The 275-nt window shown below is 73.1% G+C and carries 1 protein-coding gene; it reads left to right on the forward strand.

The features are described 5' to 3' along the window. Positions 1–21: 21 nt before the first annotated feature. On the forward strand, positions 22–275 hold a 254-nt coding region (locus tag AC3XQU_RS23850), incomplete at its 3' end, for a phage tail sheath subtilisin-like domain-containing protein (protein WP_489876609.1).

The following is a 275-nucleotide window of genomic DNA, read 5'->3' on the forward strand; positions in this document are numbered from 1 at the left end:
CCCGGTCTTCCGCTGAGTGATATTCCGCCGTCGGCGGCGGCTGCCGGGATCATTGCCCGCTGCGAGCGGCGCTCCGGGGTGCCGAGGGGGCCCGCGAACGAACCGGCGTCCGGCGTCGTCGACGTGACCGACCGCCTCGATGACACCCGCCACGACGAGCTGCACCTGGGCGGCGTCAATGTCTTCCGCCGGGAGCCCGACGCCGTCTGGCTCACCGGCGCCCGGTCGCTTTCCGGCGATCGCCAGCTTCGCCATCTGACCGTCCGCCGCCTCCT

This window comes from Telluria sp. AZSoR62 (assembly GCF_058111565.1).